We start from the raw sequence: 17,439 nt of genomic DNA, 5'->3' as shown, positions 1-17,439 counted from the left end.
GGTCAGCCGCGTACTGGACCGCTCCGCCCCTGCCCCCTGCCCGTCGCGGCGATGGCGGTGCGCACCCTCGGCGAGATGGCGCTCTCCCAGGCCACGGCCGGCCTGATCGCGGCGGCACCGGCCCACCGGGCGACGTCCCGGTGACATGCACGAGCCCTGAGGTATAGGGTTCCGGCCACTGTTACCCATGGTGTTGCTGTGGCCAATGATTGGTCGCAGCAGTGCCGTTGGGCCAGTACCCAACCCCCCTCACAGCTCTGCCGGCGTGCACCGAATCGGCCGTGCACGCCGCAGGAAGGCATACCCATGTCCCGAATACGGTCACGAATGCGGTCACGAATACGGCTCCCGAGACCCGCCGCTCTGACCGCGATGGCAGGCGCAGTCGCCTGCCTGGCAACCGTCGCCGTCCCGTCCGCATCCGCATCCGCGTCCGCGGGCTCCCCCGCGCGGGCCGACGCCTGTACGATCCGCCCGGCGCAGAAGAACTCGGAGGCGCCGCTCAGTTGTCTCGGCGTCACGGCCTCCCTCGACCACCTGCCCGCCGTCGGTGAACAGGCCACCCTCACCCTGGGCGTCACGGCACAGACCGGCGTCAAGCGTGCCGGCCTGTCCGTCCAGCTGCCGCCGGCGCTTCAGGTGACGGGCCGGAGCTCCGGGTTCGCCACGCCCACGCCGGACACCTTCGGGCAGCGCACCAGCCGGACGCTGGCCCTCACCCCCGGCACCCGGACCCTGACGCTGCACGTGAAGGCCCTCGCAGCCGGGCCCGCCCAGATCCAGGCGGACATCAGCGACATCGACCGTCCCGACCCGCACCGCGCCGCGCACGACTCGGTCGAGCTCACCATCGGCAAAACCAAGGGTTCTTCCGCCAAGGGCATGTCCGTCACCAAAGCCGGCGCGACCTCGGTCCACGGCCCCGTGGCCGGCGGTCGCACGGCACGCCCGGTCGCTCCCAAGTCCCCTGCCCCCGCTCCCTCGCCCGGCTCCCGCCCGGCGTCTCCCCGCGCCGGCGCCACGGCCGCGGGCAACGCCCAGATCTGCGTCAGCGGCACCTTCCGCAACCGCTTCCAGTCCGCCGAGGGAGGCAGCTGGAACGGCAAGGCCGACCGGGACGAGCCGGTCAGCAACGCCAACATCACCCTGTGGGGCAAGCCCGCCGCGAACAGCGGCACGCAGAAGCTCGCCACCGGGATGACCGGCAACGGCAACGGCGCGTTCAGCCTCTGCTACGCCCCCACCACCTCCGTCACCTCGAAGCTCTGGGTGGAGTTCCAGACGCAGGCGGGCGCGATGTGGTCCGTGGTCGACGGCAACGGCAGTCTCTACGCCACCGCCACGTACTCGCAGGACAACGTCGCGCGCAGCATCAGCCTCGGCGACGTGTACGCCAACGCCGGGCAGAGCCGGGCCTGGCACGCTCTCGACACCCTCAACAAGCTCTGGTGGAACAGGGGGTCCACCACCACCTGCTGGGCCGGCAGCCGGCCGGACGACCGCTGCACCCCCATCACCGTCCAGTGGTACCCCGGGTCCACCGACGGCACGTACTGGACCGCCGGCGAGGACAAGATCCACCTCGCGGACAACGACCCCGACTCCGAGCACACCACCGTCCACGAGGCGGGCCACGCCCTCATGGGGAAGCTCTACAACGGCTGGTGGCCCGACGTCACCAACTGCTCGCCCCACTACGTCAACCGCGCCTCCTCCACCAGCTGCGGCTGGACCGAAGGATTCGCCAACGCGGTGGCGTTCCACACCTTCAACGACACCACCTACTACTGGGGCAACGGCAACTCCCTGAACCTCGCCAACGACCGCACCACGACCGGCATCGACCAGGGCGACGCCTGCGAGGCCCGCGTCGCCACCGCGCTGGTCGACCTGTGGTCCCAGATCGACGGCGGCTGGACGAAGAGCAACACCATGATGTCCAAGACCTGGCAGTCCGGCTTCCGCGAGTACTTCCTCACCGACCGGCCCGACTACGGCCTGGACACCGGCACGAAGGCCCGGAACATCCTCTACCAGCACACGATCCAGTACTGATCGATCAACACCTGCACGGTCCGGGCCGGCTGACGGCCCGGACCACGCGCGTACGCCGCCGTTCGCGTCAGAGACGTGGAGGTGATCGCACTGCTGCTGCCGGCCACTGCGCTGCGGTGCTCAAGGTCAGCGGTTGAGCGCGGCGACCAGATCGTCCCGGCCGGACGTCCCGGTCTTGCGGTACACGTTCCGCACGTGGGTGTTGAGCGTGTGTACCGAGATGCCCATGATGCGTGCGATCTGCCGGGGCGCCTCCCTTGAGCAGAGCCGCTCGATGACCTCGCTCTCCCGTGCGGTCAGGCCGTGCCAGGCGGCGTACGTGGGCAACAGCAACGCACCGCTCCCTTCCTGGAGGACCACGGCGACCTCACCCTTTCCGGAGGCGTCCATGCACTGTGCGTGGACCGCGACCCGGCGTCCCAGGAATGCCGCGGGGCTGCAGGCCAGCGCGGGCGGTGCCCCGGGGACCACGGCGTGGCGGCGGGCGGCCAGCACGATCTCGCGCATCGACGCGGTGGGCATCCAAGGCGGTGCGAGCCCGCGTTCGGGCGCTATTTCCGCCAGCCACGCGCGTGCCTGCGGGCTGACGGAGCGCACCTGATCGTCGGGCCCCACCATCACGACGCCTGGTGGCAGGAACGGTGTCCCCGGAGGCGCGGCGGTGGCGGTGCGGGCCGTGGCGTACCCCTTCAGGAGGGCGATGAGCGGTTCGTCGAGCTGGGTGAGCTGCCACGCGTCCTCCTGGTCGAACGGCCTGCCACCCGCCGTCCGCAGCAGGGCGAGCAGTCCCCACGGCCGGCGCGTGCTCTCGCGCAGCAGCAGCCGCAGTTCACTTCCGGCGCCGTACTCCGCCAGCGTGCGGGCCGCCTGCCGGTGGCCAGGAAGAGAATGCTCACCGCCGCCGAGCAGTCCGGTATCGGCAGCGAGGCGGCCGATGTCGGCAGGGCTGAACGGATCGTCACCGGCGTAGGAGTCGATCAGTTGCGCGTGCAGCAGGGCGGTCGGGAAGCCGTGCAGGAATCCGTAGGACACGGTGCCCGTGGCCGGGTTCATGCCGAACAGCCGCAGAGCGTCGTGCGCCACCAGAGGACCGATCGCCTGCGACACCAACTCGGCCATCTCGTCCTGCACGAACCGCTCCCCGACTGCCGCGCGCAGGCGGTGAATCGGGCGGGTCATGTCCCTCATACCCGGAGTATCCCCGCTGCGCTGTCACCTTGGCCGCGACCTATCGCGCCAAGGTGTGCCCGGCCCGGGGCTGGTGGGGATACTCCCGGATTACGGAGGCGGTGCCGGGGTGGGGTTCACACTGCGGTGTGTGACTGCGGCCACCTTCGCACGCGGTAGGGCATCCACCACACGTGGGCGCCCAGCGTGTCCACCAGGCCCGCGGCCGTGTAGTCGGCGAGGACCTCCTGGTCGACTTCCCGGGCACGGGCACCTTCGAGTAATTGAGGGATGGCTGCCTTGTGACGTGGTTCGTCGATGGTGATCCTGCGTAACTCGCCAGTGCGCCAATCACGGACCTGGACGAAGCCGGGGCCGTTGCGGAAGAAGCACTTCCCGATGCAGTGGCTCTCCCGCCACCCGCTCAAGGCTCCCTCCCCGTCCGGGGCGAGCAGCTCACGGGGAGGGTGGAGGTGAGCCAGCCGCCGCCACGTCGCTGCGGCCCCGGTGTGGGCGAGCGTCCAGTCCACGACCATGCCGTAGCTGGTCAGGTCACGGACGAGGACGAGGGCGGCGACGGTGTCCGCATGACCGGGTCCGTCGAGGTCGACAGGTTCCGGCAGCAGGGCGTGCCGGGCTCCGCTCTCATATGCCTCGTGTGCGGCGCCGGCCGAGTCGGTGGCGCCTACGGTGAACGTTCCCAGGTCCATCCCGGGCATCCGGGCCGTGCCGGGCGCGTAGTGCCGCCGGAGGGTGCACTGCGCCATGTCATCGGTTCCTTCCGTTGATCGCGGGCACGGGCCAGGGGCCGCCGCTCTGCAGACGTTCGGGTTGCAGTCGCAGGAGTTCCTGGTTTGCGGCGGCGGGCACGACGTGCACGACGTGGCCGCCCTCGGTGAAGAGCAGCCCCAGCTTGCGCCACTGGTCGAGCAGTGCCGAGATCTCCTGAGAGCCGGCTCCGGTGCGGCGTTCGAGGGAGGCGGTGGTGCGCGGCTGGTCGAGGAGACGGAAGGCCTTGATCTCCAGTGGGGTCCTGAGCTGGTGCGTGCTCCAGTCGAAATGGGAGCGATGGTTGGTCAGGACGATGCGATCCCCCAGGTCGACGTGGTCGAGGTGGCTGGAGGCCCAGGCGTCGTCCCATTCCTGCATGGAAGCGCGCAGGACATCGGCCGTGTGCTCGCTGATGCCCTGTGGTGGGGCTTCGAAGAGGTAGGCGAAGTCCATGAGTTGTGCGGGAGGCAGGTCGTAGATGAGCTCGTACTGGCTGTCCGGACGGAGGTCGTCGAAGCCGAGCTCGGGGCGGTCGAAGTAGGGGCTGAACCGCTCGATGGCGATCCGGCCGACGGATTCGGCCGGGGTGAGGTGGTGCAAGGCGGGCAGTTGGGTGATGACGGGCGTGTAGTGCGCCTTGGTCTCGCCGGGGAAGCCGTAGAGGTAGTTCCACTCGGGGACGAGCCCGACGGTGGCGGCGTCGCGGAGCATGCGAACGTTCTGGCAGGCGGTGACGCCTTTGTCCATCAGCTTCAGGACATGGCTGGAGAGACTTTCGATGCCGGGCTGGACGCGGAGGAGTCCGGCGTCGGCCAGGACGCGTAGCTGCTCGCGCCGCAGGTTGGACTTGATCTCGTAGTGCAGGCGCAGGTCGTAGCCACTGGCGCTGATGCGGGGCAGGAGTGAAGTGAGGTAGCCCATGTCCAGGATGTTGTCCACGACGACGACGTCCAGGACGCGGTGGCGGGCGACGAGGTCGGTGATCTCGTCGAAGAAGACCTCGGGGCGTTTGCTGCGGAACTGCATGAAGGATCCGTTCAGTCCGCAGAACGTGCAGTGGTGCTTCTCTCCCCACCAGCATCCTCGGGAGGCTTCGAGGACCAGTTGGGGGTCTGACCAGCGCCCTGCCCGGGAGGTCGCGACGCGTTCGAAGTAGCCGTCGTAGTCGGGTCCCGGCACCGCGGCGGGGGGCAGTGGTTCGGCGGCCATGGGAGTCGACTTCGGTGAGCCGTCGGCCAGGCGATGGCACAGCCCCGGGATGCCGTCGGTCGCCCTGTCGTGCTGTACGGCGTCGAGCAGCTGGGGGAAGGAGACTTCGCTCTCGCCGCGCAGGACGTAGTCGATGAAGGGGAAGTTGCGGTGGAGTGCCTCGCCTTGTGCTCCGTCGCAGTTGGCGCCGCCGAAAACGATGAGTGTTCGCGGGGAGAGCTGCTTGACGCGCCGGGCGGCAGCCAGGGCAGCGGTGTTTTGCTGGAAGGTCGTGGTGAAGCCCACCACGTCCGGGACCGGCCCGGTGCAGATGCGGGCGGCGAGGTCGTCGATGAAGTCCGGCACGATCTGGTGCAGGTCGCGGCAGAGGTCTATGCGGTCGCCGGGCAGGCGATCCTTCTTGGCTGCGGTGAATTCCTCTGTACGCCATTGGGGGTCGTCGTAGAGGGCGGAGGAGAAGACCCAGTCACCGGCGCCCTCGAAGTAGGAGCCGTGGGAGAAGAACTGATAGTCGTCGGCGGTGAAGGACCGGCGGTCGCAGATCCAGTCGACGAAGTCGAGGTTGGCATACAGCACCTCGACGCCGGCATTCGGCAGGGCGGAGGTGACGGCCCGTTTGAGGACGCCCAGCGCCAGGGAGGGCACCTCGGCCGAGGCCCAGGGCATGTTGACGAGAACAACGCGCATGGCGCTACCTCGGGGGTGTGGGTGACAAGGCGGTGTGCTGTGTCCCGGACTCGCAGAGCGGTGCCCGGACGTCTTTCATGAGCAGGACGGGCAGGGGCAGGAGCAATCCCGCGGCAGCGGCCGTACCCAGGACCGGGGCGGTGCCGACAGCGCCGGCGGCCATGCCGGCCATGGCGTGACCGGCGGGACGCAGGGCGAAGGAGCCCAGTTGGTCCCACGCGCTGATCCGCCCCTGTACCTCCTGGGGAACGGCCTGGCTCATGGCCGTGTACCACAAGGTGGTGAACAGGCCCTGGCACACGCCTGTCAGGGCGTACGCCATGACAGCGCCGGCCACCGGCGCTTCCTGGGCCAGGGCGAGTGGAGCGAGCGCCATCGGAAGAACCAGCGTGTTGGCGGCCAGGACAGGGCGGCGCGGACGTAGCCGGACTGCCGTCAGGCCGCCTGCGACGGTGCCCAGGCCGCAGGCTGCGATGAGCCACGAGTATCCCTGGGCGCCGCCGTAGAGCCGGTCCGCGACGACGGGCGCGAGGGTGGCCAGTGGTGCGGACAGGAGCAGTTCCACTCCGGCCGCTGCCGTGATCGATCCCCACAGCCATGGCCGTGCCCGCAGCTCCCGCCATCCTTCGGCGACTTCCCGTGCCATGCGCGGGCGACCGGTGCTCGGCGGCTGCGCAGGTACGCGCAGGGATATCCGTGCGATCAGCAGTGCGCTGCCCAGGAAGGTTGCGGCGTCCAGGGCGATGACCCCGGCGGGCCCCAGGCTCGGGATGAGCCCGCCGGCGGCCAGCGGGGCGAGCACGACCGCCGCCGCGCCTGTCGCGCCCAGGCGGGAGTGGGCGGCCTGGAGCGCCTCTCGCTGAACGATCCGGGGCACCAGGGCCCGGGTGGCCGGCTGGTGGAAGGCAGAGGCGGCTCCGGTGGCGAACATCAGCGCGGCCAGCAGGGGCATGCTCATCCGGTCCGTGGCGAGCAGTACCGCGGCGGCTGTCTGGAGGAGCGCGGACACGGAGTCGGAGACGATCATCATGCGGTGGGGTGCAAAACGGTCGCTGTACACCCCTCCGACGGTGAGGAAGACGAGCACCCCTGCGAACTGTGCTCCTAGGGCAAGACCGACCTCCGTGGGGCCTCCGCCCAGCATGTCCAGGACAGCGAACGGGACGGCGATGGGGACGGCCAGGTCCCCGCACAGCGAACACGTTCTGGCGACGACCAGCAGCCGCAGATTCCGCGTGGCGGGCGGCACGTCAAGCCGTCTTCATCCCGGTCGCCCGGTGGACGGTCGCCGCGCCGAGCCGGCCCTTGCGGTAGAGGCTGTCCAGGACGAGGGCGTCGAGGGTGTCACGGTAGTCCTGCTCGGCCTGCGGGTCGGTCCTCCGGCGGGCGTTGTACTCGCAGGCCACCCAGCGGGAGACGACGAGTTCCTCTGACAGGTACCCCTCGGCCACCGTGCCCACCTCCATTCCGGCGCGCCCCGCCGACTCCCAGCAGCTGTAGAGCGTTCCGTCCGCGTTGACGACCGCACCGCTGCGTCCGCCCACCTCACCGCAGGCCACACACGGTGCCGTGCTCGGCACCGGCACCACGAACCCCGCCGCCACAGCGTGCTCGTACAGGGTGCCGACGCGCCGGGCCAGGGCCGGTGAGTGCGCCATCGCACCGGCGTAGCCGAGGCCGGGGTCATTGACGAGCGCGAAGGAGAAGGCGCATTTCGCGGGGTCCAGCCGGGCGGCGATGCGGTCGATCAGTGTGTCCGCACCGGCGATCGTCTCCGCCGTCAGGTTGACCCGCAGTTGCCAGGCGATCTCCGTGTGCCGGGAGGCGGCTTGCAGATTGTGCATGATCTTTTCGAAGGTGCCGTGCCCTCCTACCGTGATCCGTGACCGGTCGTGCGTGGCCGCGTCACCGTCAAGTGTGACCTGCACGGACCGTAGTCCGGCCGCTTCGAGACGGCGCATGTCCGCCACGGTGAAGAGCGTGCCGTTGGAAATCATCGAGGCCGTGACGGGGCCGAGGCTCCGCGCTCCTGTGAGCAGCCGCAGGCACATGTCCATGTGCAGGGTCGGCTCGCCCCCGAAAAGCATCACATCCAGTTCCCGTGCCCCGTACCGATGCATCTGCCGGTCGACGAATCCGAGGATGTCGTCGATACGGGCGGCGTCGAGGGTCGCGCCAGGAATCCGGACAGGCACACCTTTTCTTCCTGCCGGCGGGATTTCCATGTTCTGGAAGCAGTAAGAACAGGCGAGATTACACTTGGTGGTGATCAGAGCGGTCACGTGGTAAATACTCGTGCCGCGGTCCTGGTCGATTCCGGAACGTCGCAGCAGTTCCTGGGCTTCCTCGACGGGAGTGCCATCTGCGTCTACCGCCGGGCTGGGGAGCCTGGCGACGCTGTGGCTGCCCACGGCCCAGTAACAGCCCTCCCCCTTGATGATGCGCATGGATCCTTCCTCCCCACACGGGAATCGCGCTTTGCCGCGCTGATGGGCTCGATACCCTGACGTCGGCAGCGGGTGGGCTGGCGGCAGCGTTCTCCGCCAGCCCGGTACGACGGTTGCGCACCCCGGGTACGGGTGGGCTCTAACGGCCCCCGTAACCCAGCCCGCACACCACTGCGCCCGCTTCGGAGGCGCGGTCAAAAACCTCGATCTGCATGCTCTTCCCTCCCTCCGGTACAGACATCCGGCAGTTACTCCCGCAGCCGCATCAGTGGCTCTCTACCGGCCCGGGAAACGTTGCACACCTTGGACGCAGGTGATCGCTAACGGCCTCCGTAGCCCGCCCCGCACACCACCGCACCTGCTTCGGAGGCGCGGTCAAAAACCTCGATCTGCATGCTCTTCCCTCCCTCCCGCAATCGACGGTTATCGACGCACACAACCTCGGAAAACCCGGCCTGAGTCGTCACTCGAAGACGCGTGAGCGGGACCCTTCTTGCTCCGGCGGCGAAGCGCATACGCATGGTCGTGTGAACGCCCGTGATGAGGATGGCGCGCACGCTGCGAGCGGCTCCATCCCCAACTTTGGGGATGGACGTGCGGAGGTGGCAGAGGTACTGGCCGTGCGCCTCCCGCCACCCGAGCCCGGAGGTGCCCCGCCCGGACAGATGCATCAGTTCGCCTGCGACGCAAAGGCTTCGTACGCCCCTTCGTCGAAGAGGACGAAGCGGACCTCCTCCACCGACGTTTCTGTCTCTCGCACCGTCTCGACCGCGATGCGGGCCGCGTCCTCCATCGGCCAGCGGTAGACGCCCGTCGAGATGGCCGGGAAGGCGACCGTCTTCGCGCCCAGTTCGTCCGCGACGCGGAGGGACTCCCGGTAGCAGGAAGCCAGCAGCGACTCGTCGGCGCCGGAAGGCTGGTAGACCGGGCCGACCGTGTGGATCACCCAGCGGGCCGGGAGGTTGCCCGCGGGGGTGGCGACGGCTTGGCCTGTGGGGAGGCCCTTGCCGTAGTGGGAGGCGCGCAGGGCGCGGCAGGCGGAGAGGATCGCGGGGCCGCCCGCGCGGTGGATGGCGCCGTCGACGCCGCCGCCCCCGAGGAGTGAGGAGTTCGCGGCGTTGACGACGGCGTCGACGTGCTGCCGGGTGATGTCGCCCCGGACGAAGGTGATCGTGGTCATGCGGCCATCGTCCCCCGTCCGGGCCGACGGGGGGATCCGATCAGAGGGGGTAGCGCACGCTGCGGATCGCAGGGTTCGTCAGGGAGCGGCCGGGGGCGAGGGTGCGGGCGCCCCTCGTGCAGTGGCGGTCGGTGTAGTGGACGAGGGTCCGGTTCGTCCGGTTGGTGAGCTTGCGGATCTTCGCGCGGTTCTCGGTGAGGAGGCTGAAGCACTTGCCGTCCTGCGGGTCCTTCTCGCTCCTGCTCACGTTCTCGCGGAGGCAGGCCACCCCGGTGATGCCGGTGCCCGCTTTGCAGCGGGCGTAGTCCACGCTCAGGGTGCCGTTCGCGGCGTGCGCCCCGGGAGTGGCGGCGAAGGTGGTGAGCAGGAGTACGGACACAGCGGTGCCAAGGGCGCGGCGGATACGCACGGGATTCCTTTCGTGGTGGCGTGACAGACCTGACAGAGCCTCCAGATAGTCACGAACGGTGCTCCATCCGGCGGAATCACCCTTCGGTGGGCGCGGCACCGCGCCGCGTCCGCGACACCGGAACGGGTGAGCCGGAAGCAGCCGTCGTAGGATGCGCCAACGCCCGGTACTCACACAGGCGTTCAGGAGGCCACCTTGCCCACCGCGCAGCAGCCCGCACCCGCCCGCCGCCTCTGGGAGGCCGTCGAACCCCTGCACGCCATCGTCTACTTCGCGCCGGAACCGGCCGCGGAGGCCCGTGCGCTGGGCCTGCCGGGCTGGTGGATGGGGTACTTCGCGGGCCGGGTGGCGCCGCTGGGGCCGCTCGGGCCGGCGCCGGTGGCCGCGATGTTCCACGGGTTCGCTCCGGCCATGGTGGCCCGTTCGCTGCCGGACGCCTGGGCGTACGCCTCGCCCGGGGCCGTGCTGGAGTCCCGCATGGAGGCCGTGCGCGCCGCCCTGGCCCGTACGCTGCCGGCGGGATCCGGCGGGCAGCTCGCCCGTCTCGCCGAGTTGCTCGAAGGGGCCGTCGCGGGCTGCGGTTTCGAGGGGAGGCCGCTGGCTGCCGGCTGGGCCCGGGTGCCCCGGCCCGCGGACCCCGCGGCGCGGGTCTGGCTGGCGGCGACCGTCCTGCGCGAGCACCGCGGGGACGGGCACGTCCTCGCCGCCGTCCACGCCGGCCTGGGCGGGCTGGACACGACGCTCACGCACGTGGCCACCGGGTCCGTGCCCCTGCGGGCCGTCCAGGACAACCGCGGGTGGACGGAGGCGGAGTGGGAGGACAGCCGCCGCAGGCTGACGGAGCGCGGTCTGCTCGGCGAGGACGGGCGGCTGACCGAGGCGGGCGGTGCGCTGCGCAGGCGGCTGGAGGAGGACACCGACCGGCTGGCCGCCTCACCCCTCGCCGCGCTGGGCGCGGCGGGCACCGAGGAGGCGATCCGGCTCGCCACCCCCTTGAGCCGTCACCTCGTCGACACCGGCGCGCTGCCCGTGCCCAACCCCATGGGAGCCCCGCGCCCGTAGCCACCACCCTGGCCACCGTCCGTAGCGACGGCTCCGCCCACTCGCCTACCGCGACCGCTCGGTTCGCCCCGCCCGCGCCCCGTCCGCCTCCCTGCCGCCGTCCCCGGAGCTCTCCATCGCCCAGCTGGCCAGGATCCGCAGCGACTCCGCGGACGGCGAGCCGGGCTCGGCGTGGTACGTGATGAGCTGCTGGTTCTGATCGGCGGGGAGGACGAGCGTCTCGTACGAGAGGGTGAGCGGGCCCACCACGGGGTGGTGCAGCTTCTTGACCCCGAAGCCCTTGTCCTCGACGTTGTGGGCGGCCCACAGCGAGCGGAACTCCGGGCTCTTGACGGACAGCTCGCCGACGAGGGCCGCCAGGTGCGGGTCGTCGGGGCAGCGGCCGGCGTCGAGCCGCAGGAAGGCGACGACGTCGGCGGCCTTCTTCTCCCACTCGGTGTACAGCTCGCGCGTGGCCGGCTCCAGGAAGAGCTGCCAGGCCAGGTTGCGCTGCCCGGCGGGCATGGCGGCGAAGTCGCCCAGGAGGGCGCAGGCCAGCCGGTTCCAGGCGATGATGTCCAGCCGGCGGCCGACCACGTAGGCCGGGGTGTTGTCCATGGTGTCCATGAGGTGCTGCACCGAGGGGCGCACGCGCTGCGGGCGGGCGGGCCGGCACGGCCGCGTCTTCTTCGCGCTCGGCCGGACGAGGTGGGTGAGGTGGTCCCGCTCGGCGCGGCTGAGCTGCAGGGCGTCGGCTATCGCCTCCAGCACGCCGGTGGAGACGTTCCGGCCGTGCCCCTGTTCGAGGCGCGTGTAGTACGCGACGCTGACGCCGGCGAGCTGCGCCAGCTCCTCGCGCCGCAGGCCGGGCACCCGGCGCCGGCCGCCGTACGGCGTGAGGCCCGCTTCCTCGGGCTGGAGCCGGGCCCGCCGGCTGCGGAGGAACTCGCTCAATTCGGTGCGCTGGTCCATGCCCACCAGTATGCGGGGGGCTCCGCGGCCGAAGGTGATACTGCTGGTGGTAGGAACCGCAAGCGTACTTTCAGCCGGGTTCTGGCTGCGGATCCCGGGCGGGCGCATGATTCGGGACATGAACCACACCACTGTTCCCGCATACGCCGCCCCGGCGGCCAAGGCTCCCCTGGAGCGGATCACCGTCCAGCGCCGGGAGCCGGGTGAGCACGACGTCCTCATCGAGATCAAGTACGCCGGCATCTGCCACTCCGACATCCACACCGTCCGCGGCGAGTGGGGTGACGACGGCCACTTCCCGCTCGTCCCGGGCCACGAGATAGCCGGTGTCGTGACCGCGGTCGGCTCCGGCGTGACCCGGCACCGGGTCGGCGACCGCGTCGGCGTCGGCTGCTTCGTGGACTCGTGCCGCGAGTGCGACAACTGCAAGGCCGGCCTGCAGCAGTACTGCACCGGCGAGCTCGGCATGGTCGGCACCTACGGGCGCCCCGGCCGCGACGGGGAGGTCACCCAGGGCGGCTACTCCACGCACGTCGTCGTCGACGAGAACTACGCCCTGCGCATCCCCGTCTCCCTCCCGCTCGACGAGGCGGCCCCGCTGCTGTGCGCCGGCATCACCCTCTACTCCCCCCTCGCCCGCTGGCAGGCCGGCCCGGGCAGGAAGGTCGCGATCGTCGGCATGGGCGGCCTCGGCCACATGGGCGTGAAGATCGCGCACGCGATGGGCGCCGAGGTGACCGTGCTCAGCCAGTCGCTGCGCAAGCAGGAGGACGGCCTGCGGCTGGGCGCGGACCACTTCCACGCCACGTCCGACCCGGCCACCTTCGAGAAGCTGGCGGGCAGCTTCGACCTGATCGTCAACACCGTCTCCGCCGACATCGACCTGGACGCCTACCTCGGCCTGCTGGCCACGGACGGCACGCTCGTGCAGGTGGGCGCCCCCGAGCGGCCGCTGGCCGTGTCGCCCTTCGCGCTGATCGCGCAGCGCAAGTCGCTGGCGGGCTCGATGATCGGCGGCATCCCGGAGACCCAGGAGATGCTCGACTTCTGCGGTGAGCACGGCATCGGCGCCGACATCGAGGTGATCCGGGCCGAGCAGGTCAACGAGGCGTACGAGCGGGTGCTGGCCGGCGACGTCCGCTACCGCTTCGTCATCGACGCCGCGACGATCTGAGCCGACCGGGTCCGCCTCACGCGTCGCCTGGAGCGGCGCCGGGGGTCCGTTCGCCCGGGGCGGCGCCGGAGGTCCGTTCCCTCCGCCCGCCCTCGCACCGCGCCGGGCACGCCTCCGCGCGCCGGGGGTCGTTGGCCACGGCATCGCGCGCCGCCCGGGGTGCGGTGCAAGACTGAGACGCGTCGGGGAACGCCCCGCGCCGCGCCCGCGGTGACGGGGCCCTCGCGCGCATCCGTCGAAGGAGCACCCACCATGCCCAGCACAGAATTCGTGACCGGCTCCCCCAACTGGCTCGACCTCGGCAGCCCGGACACCGCGGCCTCGGCCGGGTTCTACGGCCGGGTCTTCGGCTGGGACGTGCAGGCCGCCGGACCCGACACGGGCGGTTACGCCTTCTTTCAGAAGGACGGCAAGGACGTCGCGGCGCTCGGCCCGCTGACCGAGGAGGGCGCGAGCCCCGCGTGGACGGTGTACTTCCAGACGCCCGACGCCGACGCCACCGTCAAGGCGGCCGAGCAGGCGGGCGGCGCCGTGCGGGTCCCGCCCACCGACGTCATGGACGCGGGCCGGCTGGCCTGCCTCACCGACCCCGGCGGTGCGGAGTTCGCCCTCTGGCAGCCGGGCGCCGTCAAGGGCCTGGAGAGGGTCCGCGAGCCCGACACCCTGCTGTGGGTCGAGCTGCACACCGCCGACCCGGCGGCGGCCGGGGCCTTCTACCGCGCCCTGTTCGGCTGGGGCACGGAGGCGAGGGAGTTCAGCGGCGTCGGCACGTACACCCTGCTCTCCACGGCCGGCGGCACCGGGGCCGAGTCCGCGTTCGGCGGCATCGCCCCCGCCCTCGGCGAGCGCGGAGCCGGGGACGGGGACGGGGACGGGAACGGGGCGGACAGGACGTCCCGCTGGATCCCGTACTTCCTGGTCGTGGACACCGATGCCACCGTGGCCACGGCGCAGGAGAGCGGCGGCACGGTGGTCGCGCCCGCCAACGACGTCGCGGACGTCGGCCGCATCGCCTGGCTGGCCGACCCGTTCGGCGCGGTCTTCGGCGTCCTCAAGCCGCAGCCGCGCGCGGCCTGACGCCGGAGGCTTGACGGCCGAGGACTGACGTCGGAGGCCTGACGCCCGAGGACCTGCGCCCGTCCGCCACGCCTGCACCGCGCCCCGGGGCACCGCCCGCCCCGGGGCGCTGCCGCACCAGCCGCCGCCCCGGCCGCCGCCTCAGCCGCCGCCCTCGCCCTCCGCGCCGGCCTCCGCCGGCGCCGCCTCCCCTTCCCCGGCCGCTTCCGCCGCCGCGCCCTCGGCCTCGGCTTCCTCCTCCTCGACGGGCTCGGTCTGGGCGGCGACGATCTGCAGGACGGCGTCCTCGCCGTCGACGGCGAGGGTGGTGCCGCGCGGCAGCGGGATGTCCTTGGCGTGGATGGTGTGGCCGGCCTCCAGGCCCTCGACGGAGATCGTGACGCCCTCCGGGATGTGCGTGGCCTCGGCCTCCACCGGGAGGGCGTTGAGGATGTACTCCAGCAGGTTGCCGCCGGGGGCGAGCTCGCCCTCGGTGTGGATCGGGATCTCCACGGTGACCTTCTCGCCCTTCTTGACGATCAGCAGGTCCACGTGGACCAGGAAGCCGCGCAGGGCCTCGCGCTGGACCTCCTTGGGGATGACGAGCTGCTTCTTGCCGTCGATGTCCAGGTTGATCAGTACGTTCGGAGTCCTCAGGGCCATCAGCAGGGCATGCCCGTCCACCGCCACGTGGCGCGGGTCGGTGCCGTGGCCGTAGATGACGCAGGGGACCTTGTCGTCCCTGCGGATGCGGCGGGCGGCACCCTTGCCGAAGTCGGTGCGCGTCTCGGCGGTCAGCTTCACTTCAGCCATGCCTGCACTCCTCGCGGTTCAGTCGTCTGGAGACTGTGTTAACCGCAGGCCGGAGGGGTGCCTCCCCGGCTACTCCGTACGGGAGGGATATCGGCCCGTTTTCCTCCTGATGGCAGACGCACGCCGCCCGATGGCAGATGCGCGCCGCACAGCAGCCGTGCACCGGCCCCGCTCCGGCCGTACGCCCCTGTATCCGGAATCCGCCCGCTCGTGCGAAGGCCATCGGGCAGACTTTGCGGGCACCGTGCAGACCCCGTCACACCGTTGTGAAATCGAGGGGACACCCATGAGCGGTATACGAAGATTCAGCCGGAGAGCCCTGTTACGCACCGGCCTGGGAGCGGGCGGCGGCGTGCTCGCCGCACAGCTCCTCCCCCGCACCCCCGGCCTCCCCGGTGCCCAGGCCGGCCCCGGCGCCGGCGCCGAGCCCGCCTGGGCGCCGGCCGCGGCCCGGCAGGGGCTCTTCCCCGAGTGGAGCCGCTTCGCACGCCTGGCCGACGGCACGTTCGACGAGGACGCCGACCCGCTCCGCGACATGAAGCCCGTGATCACGGCGCTCAAGGCGCAGAACGTCAGCGTCATCGAGCTCGACACGGTCCTGTCGAACTGGCTGACGCCCGCGGAGTTCACTGAGCACATGGGCAAGGTCAAGAGCTTCGTGGAGCTGGCGCACGCCGCCGGGATCCGCGTGGTGATGTACTACCCGTCGCTGGAGCTCATCAGCGTCGGCGGCGAGAAGGGCCGGTCGTTCTACAAGGACGGCGAGGGCAAGTCCTGGGTGCAGCGCTCCCTCGACGGCAAGCCCAACGTCTTCTACGGCAGCCTGGTCGTCTGGGTCGACCCGGGCGACGAGAGCTGCTGGCTCAGCCCCAACTCCCCCTGGCGCGACTACTACCTCGGCCGCATCAAGGCCCTCGCCGCCACGGGCGTGGACGCCATCTGGCCGGACGTGCCGATCTACTTCGACGGCGCGCTGAGCTGGTGCGACGGCTCGACGTGGGCGGCGGACGCCTTCAAGGCCGACACCGGTCTCGCGCTGCCCCCGAAGGCCGACTTCACGAGCCTGCCCTTCCGCCGCTACGTGGAATGGCGGCACCGCAACCTCAACCAGTGGCAGCTGGACATCGCCGCCGCCGGCCGGTCGGTCAACCCGGACCTGGTCACCTTCGTCGAGACGGTGAGCATGGACTACCAGTACGCCACGCTGGTCGGCCTCGACGGGGCGTACCTGCGCAAGGCGGAGGGCGTGAGCCACGTCTGGGAGGTGGACATCCTCGGCAACTACGACGGGATGCGCCACGCCACGGCCACGGACTGGACCTGCCTGATCTCGATGTACAAGTACGCGCGCGCGGCGAGCGGGACGAAGCCCGCGTGGGCCTTCTCGTACGGCTGGAAGGCCGACGACGCGTCGCTGGTGATGGCGGAGCTGCTGGCGGCCGGCTGCAACCCGTACGAGGTCAAGAGCCCGTTCAAGAACGAGACCACCGACAAGGCGATGCGCACCCGGATGTACGCCTTCGTCGCGGCCAACCAGGAGAAGCTCTACAACGCGGTGCCGGCGGCCGAGGTCGGCGTCTACCACTCGTCGGCGTCCCGCGACTACGTCAGCCCCTCCGCCGGGACGGGCATGTACGCCAACGCGAAGGCGCCGTCGGGCGTCAAGGACTGGTGGGCCTCGGGCAGCGGGGAGGAGAGCTGCACGACCCAGGCGTGGCTGGGCGAGTTCCGCGGCACGGTCAAGGCGATGGTGTACGCCCACGTGCCCTTCGCCACCGTCCCGAGCCCGCACCTGGCCGCCGCCGACCTCGCCCCGTACCGCGTGCTGATGCTGCCGAACCTGCAGGCCGTCTCGGACGCCGAGGCTGCTGTCCTGCGGGAGTACGTGGCGGGCGGCGGGACGGTCGTCGTCACGGGGCCCGCGCCCACCGCGCTCGACGAGCTGGGCACGGCCCGCAGCGAGTACGCGCTGGCCGACGTGCTCGGCTTCCGCAAGGGCGATCCGCTGCCGGCGACCAAGCAGAACCGGTTCGGCTCGGGTACGTGCTGGTACGTCAAGGAGCTGGCCGGCCGCAGCTACCTGGCGAAGACGGACCAGGCGAGCGCCGACCTGCTCCTCGCGCCCGTCCGGGCGGCGGCGCCACCGCCGGTGGAGCTCACGGGCGACCGGCGCATCCACCTGGAGCTGAGCCGGCTCGGCAACGACACGGTCGTCCAGCTGGTGAACTTCACGGGCTTCGGTGACACCCCGGCGGCCTTCAAGACGACGCCGGCCGCCTGCTCGGTCTCGCTGAAGCTGCCCGCGGGCCGGAAGGTGCTGGCCGCCACGGTGAGCTCGCCGGACGGGGCCTCGCCGGCCCCGCAGCCGGTCGCCTGGCAGGCGGGGGACGGCACGGCCACCGTGCCCCTGACGGTGTCCCAGTACGCGCTGCTGACCGTCACCACCGGCTGACCGGCC

At 71.1% G+C, this 17,439-nt stretch carries 14 protein-coding genes; 5 read left to right on the top strand and 9 right to left on the bottom strand.

Annotation, left to right across the window (positions count from 1 at the left end; translation table 11 throughout):
• The first annotated feature begins 372 nt into the window (after positions 1–372).
• The gene (locus tag ACFZCD_RS09645) at positions 373–2,055 is read left to right on the top strand and encodes a mycolysin (RefSeq protein WP_391829252.1); all 1,683 of its coding nucleotides are present in this window, start codon (positions 373–375) and stop codon (positions 2,053–2,055) included.
• A 126-nt stretch (positions 2,056–2,181) separates the two neighbouring features.
• Here ACFZCD_RS09645 and ACFZCD_RS09640 read toward each other — a convergent pair whose 3' ends face one another.
• The 7 genes from ACFZCD_RS09640 to ACFZCD_RS09610 all read right to left on the bottom strand — a co-directional run bounded on the left by ACFZCD_RS09640 (position 2,182) and on the right by ACFZCD_RS09610 (position 9,925).
• The gene (locus ACFZCD_RS09640) at positions 2,182–3,243 is read right to left on the bottom strand and encodes a helix-turn-helix transcriptional regulator (protein WP_391829251.1); all 1,062 of its coding nucleotides are present in this window, start codon (positions 3,241–3,243) and stop codon (positions 2,182–2,184) included.
• 116 nt (positions 3,244–3,359) lie between these two features.
• Complete coding sequence (locus ACFZCD_RS09635; RefSeq protein WP_391829250.1) at positions 3,360–3,989, bottom strand: DUF5825 family protein; 630 nt, start codon at positions 3,987–3,989, stop codon at positions 3,360–3,362.
• Between the two features lies 1 nt (position 3,990).
• On the bottom strand, positions 3,991–5,889 hold the full coding sequence (locus ACFZCD_RS09630) for a RiPP maturation radical SAM C-methyltransferase (RefSeq protein ID WP_391829249.1): 1,899 nt from the start codon (positions 5,887–5,889) through the stop codon (positions 3,991–3,993).
• Between the two features lie 4 nt (positions 5,890–5,893).
• Positions 5,894–7,138 (bottom strand): MFS transporter, encoded by a 1,245-nt coding sequence (locus ACFZCD_RS09625; RefSeq protein WP_391829248.1) that lies wholly within the window; start codon positions 7,136–7,138, stop codon positions 5,894–5,896.
• A 1-nt stretch (position 7,139) separates the two neighbouring features.
• On the bottom strand, positions 7,140–8,336 hold the full coding sequence (locus ACFZCD_RS09620) for a radical SAM protein (RefSeq protein ID WP_391829247.1): 1,197 nt from the start codon (positions 8,334–8,336) through the stop codon (positions 7,140–7,142).
• A 670-nt stretch (positions 8,337–9,006) separates the two neighbouring features.
• Positions 9,007–9,516: an O-acetyl-ADP-ribose deacetylase gene (locus ACFZCD_RS09615; RefSeq protein ID WP_391829246.1), complete on the bottom strand. Its 510-nt coding sequence runs from the start codon at positions 9,514–9,516 to the stop codon at positions 9,007–9,009.
• A 40-nt stretch (positions 9,517–9,556) separates the two neighbouring features.
• The gene (locus ACFZCD_RS09610; RefSeq protein WP_391829245.1) at positions 9,557–9,925 is read right to left on the bottom strand and encodes a hypothetical protein; all 369 of its coding nucleotides are present in this window, start codon (positions 9,923–9,925) and stop codon (positions 9,557–9,559) included.
• Between the two features lie 195 nt (positions 9,926–10,120).
• Between ACFZCD_RS09610 and ACFZCD_RS09605 the strand changes: the two genes are divergently transcribed.
• Positions 10,121–10,987, top strand: coding sequence for a hypothetical protein (locus tag ACFZCD_RS09605; RefSeq protein WP_391829244.1), 867 nt, complete (start codon positions 10,121–10,123; stop codon positions 10,985–10,987).
• 45 nt (positions 10,988–11,032) lie between these two features.
• On the opposite strand, the gene ACFZCD_RS09600 is transcribed toward ACFZCD_RS09605, so the two are convergent.
• Complete coding sequence (locus tag ACFZCD_RS09600) at positions 11,033–11,938, bottom strand: helix-turn-helix transcriptional regulator (RefSeq protein ID WP_391829243.1); 906 nt, start codon at positions 11,936–11,938, stop codon at positions 11,033–11,035.
• A gap of 118 nt (positions 11,939–12,056) precedes the next feature.
• On the opposite strand from ACFZCD_RS09600, the gene ACFZCD_RS09595 reads away from it, so the two are divergent.
• Both ACFZCD_RS09595 and ACFZCD_RS09590 read left to right on the top strand, forming a co-directional pair.
• Positions 12,057–13,112 carry an NAD(P)-dependent alcohol dehydrogenase gene (locus tag ACFZCD_RS09595; protein ID WP_391829242.1) on the top strand — a complete coding sequence of 352 codons (1,056 nt, stop codon included), beginning with the start codon at positions 12,057–12,059 and terminating at the stop codon, positions 13,110–13,112.
• A gap of 252 nt (positions 13,113–13,364) precedes the next feature.
• Positions 13,365–14,189, top strand: a complete 825-nt coding sequence (locus ACFZCD_RS09590; RefSeq protein WP_391829241.1) for a VOC family protein — start codon at positions 13,365–13,367, stop codon at positions 14,187–14,189.
• 141 nt (positions 14,190–14,330) lie between these two features.
• On the opposite strand, the gene ACFZCD_RS09585 is transcribed toward ACFZCD_RS09590, so the two are convergent.
• Positions 14,331–14,981, bottom strand: a complete 651-nt coding sequence (locus tag ACFZCD_RS09585; RefSeq protein ID WP_391829240.1) for a 50S ribosomal protein L25/general stress protein Ctc — start codon at positions 14,979–14,981, stop codon at positions 14,331–14,333.
• A 286-nt stretch (positions 14,982–15,267) separates the two neighbouring features.
• Between ACFZCD_RS09585 and ACFZCD_RS09580 the strand changes: the two genes are divergently transcribed.
• Positions 15,268–17,433: a hypothetical protein gene (locus ACFZCD_RS09580; RefSeq protein ID WP_391829239.1), complete on the top strand. Its 2,166-nt coding sequence runs from the start codon at positions 15,268–15,270 to the stop codon at positions 17,431–17,433.
• Positions 17,434–17,439: the final 6 nt, after the last annotated feature.

Source organism: Streptomyces sp. NPDC008001, from assembly GCF_042958085.1.
Classification (GTDB): domain Bacteria; phylum Actinomycetota; class Actinomycetes; order Streptomycetales; family Streptomycetaceae; genus Streptomyces.
Note: the sequence above shows the minus strand (reverse complement) of the source record. Positions and strands in the feature narration are given on the sequence as shown.